The sequence below is a fragment of the uncultured Luteimonas sp. genome (assembly GCF_947492465.1).
GTDB lineage: Bacteria > Pseudomonadota > Gammaproteobacteria > Xanthomonadales > Xanthomonadaceae > Luteimonas.
In genome coordinates this window covers 1-6,975 of sequence record NZ_CANLNF010000019.1, presented here as the reverse complement: position 1 = coordinate 6,975, position 6,975 = coordinate 1, and the positions used below count along the sequence as shown (strand labels likewise).

Genomic DNA, 6,975 nt, shown 5'->3' with positions numbered 1-6,975 from the left:
ACCGGAAACAGCAAACGCCTGAAGCTCAAGGCAAGAGCGTCATGCACTCGGGGTTGACGGGAAGCTCCTTACGGAATTGTTAGGCGCAACTCCCTGGCTGCGCCCATCCAAGAATACACGCTACCTTTGGTGCTGCGATTGCAGCGGAGAGCCCAAGGAGAATGGCAACAACGGATATGAGACGCGCTGGGACGCCAGTAAGGTATCCCGACGGCTCGCGCCCCTCAATGCCATATGGAATGCTGCCCTGCCAGAATGAGTAGAGACCGCCCGCTACCAGTACGATTCCCACGGCACGCGCCAGCATGATCGAGCCAAAAGCAAAGGACACAACGACGAGTGCCACGAAAACGACGTAGCCGAGGATCATCTCCAAGTTGCTGCGATTCATGACTTGCGCCTAACGCCTGAATTAAGCCGCGCCGCGAAGCGGCGTCGGCTTGAATGAATTGTTAGGCGCTGAGCCGGGGTGGCACACGCCCTGTTGCGAAGAGTAGTGAAAGCGACCTTGGACATCACGCACCCGCAGCGTGAAGAGGCCAGCCTCTTGGCCAGACGGCCACGCACTAGGCGCGTACGCGAAATCTGTCTGATCCCCAGGGCCAAGCGCAACCTCATGTGTGGCCGGCAAGAAATGCTCGAGAACGACCTGCCAAGGCTCTCCCGACGAGCCGGCCAGTAACTGCACTGAACCTGGGTATAGCTTGTAGGGCGGGCCGGACTGGCCGTAGGTGTGGAAGGAGACACGCGTATCTGAGGTGTTGCAGATGCGCAGCTGAACATCAGGGCTTGCTGCCGCAAGGCAGCCACGCGCGTCTAGCTCAATGGCGATTCCTGCGTCCGCCGAAGAGGACGAGTGGGCGCACCCCGCTAATGCCATTGCTGTGAGTGCGACGATCCTTGTTCTCATGCGCCTAACGCCGGAATTAAGCCGCGCCGCGAAGCGGCGTCGGCTTGAATGAATGGTTAGGGCCCAGCCGCGGCCCGGGGAACTGCAAGACGCGACTCTAGCTCCGCTACCGCAAGCAACCAGCCTGAAACGTGTTCCGCCCACAGCTCGTATAGCTCCGAACTGTCGGGGGCCGTGACCTTAGAGATTGCCGCTCTCGCCAACGGCGCCAATGTTTCTAGCTCCTGCGTCGCCTGCGCGGCCAGCCAAAACTTCAGATCCTGAGGTAGATCGTCACTTGGCCGGCCCAATGCCGCAGCTACCACCTCAGCAGCCACCAGTGCAGTCATCGCCTCCGGCGCCTCAACATAAGGGAGCTGCTGAACGGCTTCCAGCGCTCTCCGTATGTCAGCGGCTGAGCCCGAGTCTGCCCAGTCGGAGGAGCGATCCAGTGCCTCGTCGTTTTCGAACTGGCCGTAGCCCCATGTACCAGCGTAAACCGGTAGAGCGAGGAGTAGGCAGAGGATTGCGATGATCGTTCTCATGGGCCCTAACACCAGAATTAAGCCGTGCCGCGAAGCGGCATCGGCTTGAATGAATTGTTAGCCGTCAGCGTGAGCTCGCAGACAGCCGCGTTTGCCAACTGCCATTCGAAGAAGTCTTGGAAGTCGGTGCGGCATATCGCTCGAACTACTTTAGCTACGAACCCATGAGCGACGAGCGCGACGGCCCTACCTGCGTGGCTTTCGTACAGATCGTCGAGACCTTTCGCTACGCGCGTGACTACTTCATCTATCGTTTCTCCACCTGTAGGAGCGCCCTCCCATAGGCGAGTGACATTCTGGCTCCAGAGTTCAGGAAACCGAGCCTGCGCTTCTGCTTGCGTCAGCCCCTCAAAGACCCCTACATTTCGCTCGCGGAATGCGTCAATCACCGTTGGGTTCTGACCGCGCTCACTGCCTATGATCTCCGCGGTTCGGCGTGCTCGTTGAAGTGGCGAACAAACTATCGCATCCACGCAGCGAGGCAATGTAGAGCTCAGCACCAGGGCCTGGGAGACACCCTTGGCATTCAGGTCTGGATCCAACGCGCCGAGATAGCGATGTTCCGCGTTAAATCTAGTCTCTCCATGACGCACGACGAGTAGTTTCATGACGGCTAACACCTGAGTTAAGCCGACCCGCGAAGCGGGTTCGGCTTGAATGAATTGTTAGCTGCGTCCATGCATAGCCTCTTCTGCGATCTTCTGAGCTTCTTGAGCGCTCATGCCATGATGATAGTGGACGGCTAGTGGATGGTCGCTTGGTTGTAACTCAAGATATGGTCTCGCATTGCCATTCCTGGGCCGCACATTTGTCTTTAGATTGATTGTGTCAGGGTAGTACGGAAGGCGATTGCTGAACCAGCCAAAGTAGCTGTCTGATTCATCATGCTCACCCCAGGTTGACGTGTACTTGTCAAAGCTCTCTTTGCTAAGTGAAACCCAGACGCCCCATAGGAACGGCTCCTCAGCTCCATGGATGGGAAGCTCCAAAACAACCCGCGCAAAGTAGTCAGTGCCCTCGGGGTGGTCGATCTTGCAAAGGTCGTCGTTGATCTGCGCGATTGATTGCTTGTCATGCTCTGACAAGTGATCAAAGGGCATTGGGGTCTTGTAACCGAAGCTGGGCGAGCCCTCATGCAGCTCTCCGCAGCATGAGCAGGTGAATGCGAAGATCGCGGCCATGTCTGTTAGCAGCTAACACTTGAGTTAAGCCGTGCCGCGAAGCGGCATCGGCTTGAACGAATTGTTAGGCGGCTGGCTACGGACCACCCGCTACCACCGCCTGTTGGTAAAGCTGCGCCAGATCTGAAGCGGACATGGCCTGAAGCTCATTGTAAGCAGGCTCAGTGGCGGACTTGTCTCCGGTGCCCTCTCCGTAGAGCACGATGCCGTCTCCGTCTGGCCGGACGATGAAGAAGAACGGAGTCGCGGGGTTGGGCGCGCCTGCTGCTACAACGACAGACTGGCCGTCTGCACAGGCGTACACAACCCAGTCATTGCCGCCCAGGTGCTTCGTGGCCGGCCCGGTATGACATTGAAGCTCTGCCTCCTCAGCCTGTGGCTCAGCTCCAGCTAGCGAGGAAGCAGCGAGTAGAACAAGAAGTGCAGTATCCAACATGCTTCGCCCTGCCGCCTAACGCCTGAATTAAGCCGCGCCGCGAAGCGGCGTCGGCTTGAATGAATTGTTAGGGCGCAACAGGCCGCTGCACGCCCCTGCCAAGAGTAGCTATTGCTGAGTTTGTACGGCGACAACGGTTAGTGCAGCCCCTCCGAGGTCAATGGACTTACGCCAGACATGCTTGGCGCTTGAAACAGGAACAAACGTACCTTCGTATGCTCTTGCCGCCAGTTGCTTGTAGAGAGGTGGGGTGAGGCCAGGAAGAGCGCCTTGCGGAATATTCGATGCCCACGTGGAAACGAAGCCAGTGAAGTTGCTATGGCTGCCCTGTGCCACATGGGTGGCACCTTTGTACGTGACGATGTAAGTGAATAGTGGCATTGCGGCCTAACGCCTGAATTAAGCCGCGCCGCGAAGCGGCGTCGGCTTGAATGAATTGTTAGGCGCTGAGCCGGGGTGGCACACGCCCTGTTGCGAAGAGTAGTGAAAGCGACCTTGGACATCACGCACCCGCAGCGTGAAGAGGCCAGCCTCTTGGCCAGACGGCCACGCACTAGGCGCGTACGCGAAATCTGTCTGATCCCCAGGGCCAAGCGCAACCTCATGTGTGGCCGGCAAGAAATGCTCGAGAACGACCTGCCAAGGCTCTCCCGACGAGCCGGCCAGTAACTGCACTGAACCTGGGTATAGCTTGTAGGGCGGGCCGGACTGGCCGTAGGTGTGGAAGGAGACACGCGTATCTGAGGTGTTGCAGATGCGCAGCTGAACATCAGGGCTTGCTGCCGCAAGGCAGCCACGCGCGTCTAGCTCAATGGCGATTCCTGCGTCCGCCGAAGAGGACGAGTGGGCGCACCCCGCTAATGCCATTGCTGTGAGTGCGACGATCCTTGTTCTCATGCGCCTAACACCTAAGTTAAGCCGCGCCGCGTAGGGGCGTGAAGCGCATGGCAAGCTCTATCTGCCATGTGGTTTGCGCCCCGAAGCGGTGTCGGCTTGAACGCATAGTTAGGCCGCTGCTGCCTGATAAAGCAAGTAGCCGCCGGTGCCCATGGCCACCCAGAAGACCACTCCAACGATGGCGGCGGATCTGTCGCTTGGCTGGCGATCAGGTCTTATGACACGCAAGATCGCATGGCCAGTGCCCTGGATAATTAGCTCGAAGAAGATCTCAAATACAAGGCGGCCGGCCACGCGAAAGACTGCACCAAGCGCTTCTCCTGCGATTTCTCCGACTGGCATGAGAACTCCGAGAACGGCCTAACACCTGAATTAAGCCGCGCCGCGAAGCGGCGTCGGCTTGAATGAATTGTTAGGCCTACTACGCGTGAATCTCATCGATCCGCTCTTGATTCCAGAACTTTGCACAGAGCTTCGGCCAACGCGACTCGAATCCTTCCTTATCGTCTGGCCAAGGCATATCAAAGTCTGGGGTATCGGAGAACTCGACCTTGTCATAGAACTCATCCTCGTCACCACCAGCTTCTTCATATGCAGAAGAGCACAACGTAACAAAGCATCCGCCATCGATCTTCTCAACTTCGTCTCTTTCGAGCCAGTCAGCGATCGTTGAAACGTCTTTCTGTGCGTTCTCAAACCGCTCTTGCCCTTGCATTACCAGCCATGACTGGAAGTCTTTGAATGTGTCGTCAGACGTATAGCTCTCGATCATGAAGTGAGCTGCCAAGTGATCAAATGTCTCTACGCGAGATATCTGATTAAGCAGATTGTTCTCGAATCCGATGATTGCTTCTTTACCTAGACCGATCAGGTTCTCTTTCAGCCAGTCCGCTTGTGCCTCGCAGCTATGGCCCGCTCCTTGCCTAGACTTGCCGATCAAAGACCAGAATTCGTTAGCTTCCATGAGTCCCCCTTTTGGTTGAGAGTAGGCCTAACGCCTGAGTTAAGCCGACTTGCGTAGTGGAGCCAAAGCCATGGCAAGCTTTATCTGCCATGTCTTTGGTGTAACGAAGCAAGTTCGGCTTGAACGAATTGTTAGGCCGCGCCCTAGAACACCATGACATGGTCAACGAGGTACTTGCCGCCTTGTTGTACCAAGACTAGCTCAGCTACGAACTCTCCCGGTTGCTTGGTGAACCGTTGCTGCCAGACGACCGCCACAGAGTCCGGTCGCCTGAAGGCTGCAACGAACTCACGCTTGGCAAAGAACCCCTTGGTGCTCTGATAGTGCTCGCAGATGGACTGTAGCGACTCTTTAGACAGAACGCTCTTTAGACGGTCGGTGAAGTCGCGGGTGTGGCGCTCGTAGTCAATTGCGGTGGAAGCATCCATCAGGTTGTCCATGATGGGCGTTACTACCGCCAGGATCTCTGCGTCTGATTTTTGTGCCAGATCCATGATGACTCTCCTTAGCGGCCTAACACTTGAGTTAAGCCGAACCGCGAAGCGGTTTCGGCTTGAACGAATAGTTATACGCCCGGGATACCGACGAAGCCAAGCGACGCTGACCTGCTTGGACGAACCGGGAGGCGAGAGACAGCCACCGCGAGCCGGCACGAGTGATTGGCGTGGCAGCCGGAGACCAGAACCGCAAGTAGCGGTCACGTGACGAAGCAACCGCGCGCCGGAGCCAGCGTGCGGCCGTTGCCAGGAAGCTCCCCGAAGCAGCGCTCGCCGATGCCAACGAAACGAACGACCGCGGTGCCTGCCGAAGCGAACCGTAGAGAAGTTGCTTGGCCACGTATAACACTTGAGTTAAGCCGCGCCACGAAGTGGCGTCGGCTTGAATGAATGGTTAGCACTCAGTGCCGTAGATACCGCCTGCCATTTGTTGCGCAACGCTATGGGGATACGAAGGAGGCTATAGCACCCGCGACAAAGCATGCAGCCGGAACCCATTGCGATGCCCTCCAGATGCCAGTGGCCCACTCCTCGTAGCCGTCTGCGTGCATAGCGGGTGCGATGTACACAGTAGCCATCTCTAACGGCAGCAGGATGGCGCCCGTCAGGGTCAGTACGCCGTACGACAGAAGAAGACATGCCAGCAGGAACGAGCGACGAGCCGAGCGTTCCATTCTGGAGCGCCAAGCCACGATCCATGCTACCCACACTGGAAAGGCAACCGCCACTAATAGAGCGATCGTTCCTAACGCGGTAATGATTACAGTGGATGCGTCCATGAGTGCTAACACCAGAGTTAAGCCGCGCCACGAAGTGGCGTCGGCTTGGACGAATTGTTAGGCGCCAACCTAAAGCCAAGCGCCCCCGTAGTGCGCCGTGTGAAAGGCCGTTCCGGCAAACCACAACGGTAAGAACAGACATGAGTATAGGACCGATGCCGCATACCAGCGGGCTGGAGCGGGAGCCCGTTGAGCGCCGCGCGGGGTCATTAAGGCTCCAACCAGCAAGGCGGAAACCAGCGGGCCAGCCGACCAAAGCCATGCAGTTGGAGCGACCACGAGTTCGCGGATCTGATCCGGGTAGCTTCCCGGGGCATATCGCGCCGCAGGTCCAGGGTACTTCACGGCTAAGGCGGCAGATGCTACGCACACCGTGGCGTACGCCAAGACACCGAGCGCGGAGATCGTGCGGGGCCGTGACGTCCGCATGGCGAGAGTGCGGCCGAGTGTCACCCCAGCCAGAAGCTCAAGAACCAGTATGAGAAGCAGCAGAGCTCCCATTGGCGCCTAACTACTGTTCGACCGATCCGGTCGGTATAACGTCGATTCTCTGCCCGGCCTGATCGCCCAGTCAATCGGGCTTTTCCTACAGTGATCAGCGGCTTGGGCGGACTGCGGGCCGTCGGTCCTTGTGCGATCGTTTGGGCGTTATCCGGCATGGAGGCCGCGATATGTCTTATGACGGCGGCGGGACCGCCATAACGGAGCCGCCATTTCGCCGCCGGGGTCAATAGGCCCGTAGAGGCTCCTCCCGGTTCCGGGCCGCGAGTTAAATGCCTGACTGATC

Annotated in this window: 6 protein-coding genes; all 6 read right to left on the bottom strand. The window is 57.9% G+C overall.

Features of this window, described 5'->3' with window-relative positions; all coding sequences use genetic code 11:
• Positions 1-79: 79 nt before the first annotated feature.
• Positions 80-391, bottom strand: a complete 312-nt coding sequence (locus tag Q0863_RS18330) for a hypothetical protein (RefSeq protein WP_298581749.1) — start codon at positions 389-391, stop codon at positions 80-82.
• A gap of 1,060 nt (positions 392-1,451) precedes the next feature.
• Positions 1,452-2,042, bottom strand: coding sequence for a histidine phosphatase family protein (locus Q0863_RS18325; RefSeq protein WP_298581747.1), 591 nt, complete (start codon positions 2,040-2,042; stop codon positions 1,452-1,454).
• 57 nt (positions 2,043-2,099) lie between these two features.
• Positions 2,100-2,615, bottom strand: coding sequence for a DUF2199 domain-containing protein (locus tag Q0863_RS18320; RefSeq protein WP_187573518.1), 516 nt, complete (start codon positions 2,613-2,615; stop codon positions 2,100-2,102).
• Positions 2,616-4,056: 1,441 nt separating this feature from the next.
• The gene (locus Q0863_RS18315) at positions 4,057-4,290 is read right to left on the bottom strand and encodes a hypothetical protein (RefSeq protein WP_298581744.1); all 234 of its coding nucleotides are present in this window, start codon (positions 4,288-4,290) and stop codon (positions 4,057-4,059) included.
• A gap of 79 nt (positions 4,291-4,369) precedes the next feature.
• Positions 4,370-4,912: a DUF4240 domain-containing protein gene (locus tag Q0863_RS18310; RefSeq protein ID WP_298581743.1), complete on the bottom strand. Its 543-nt coding sequence runs from the start codon at positions 4,910-4,912 to the stop codon at positions 4,370-4,372.
• A 143-nt stretch (positions 4,913-5,055) separates the two neighbouring features.
• Positions 5,056-5,406 (bottom strand): hypothetical protein, encoded by a 351-nt coding sequence (locus Q0863_RS18305; RefSeq protein ID WP_298581741.1) that lies wholly within the window; start codon positions 5,404-5,406, stop codon positions 5,056-5,058.
• Positions 5,407-6,975 lie beyond the last annotated feature (1,569 nt).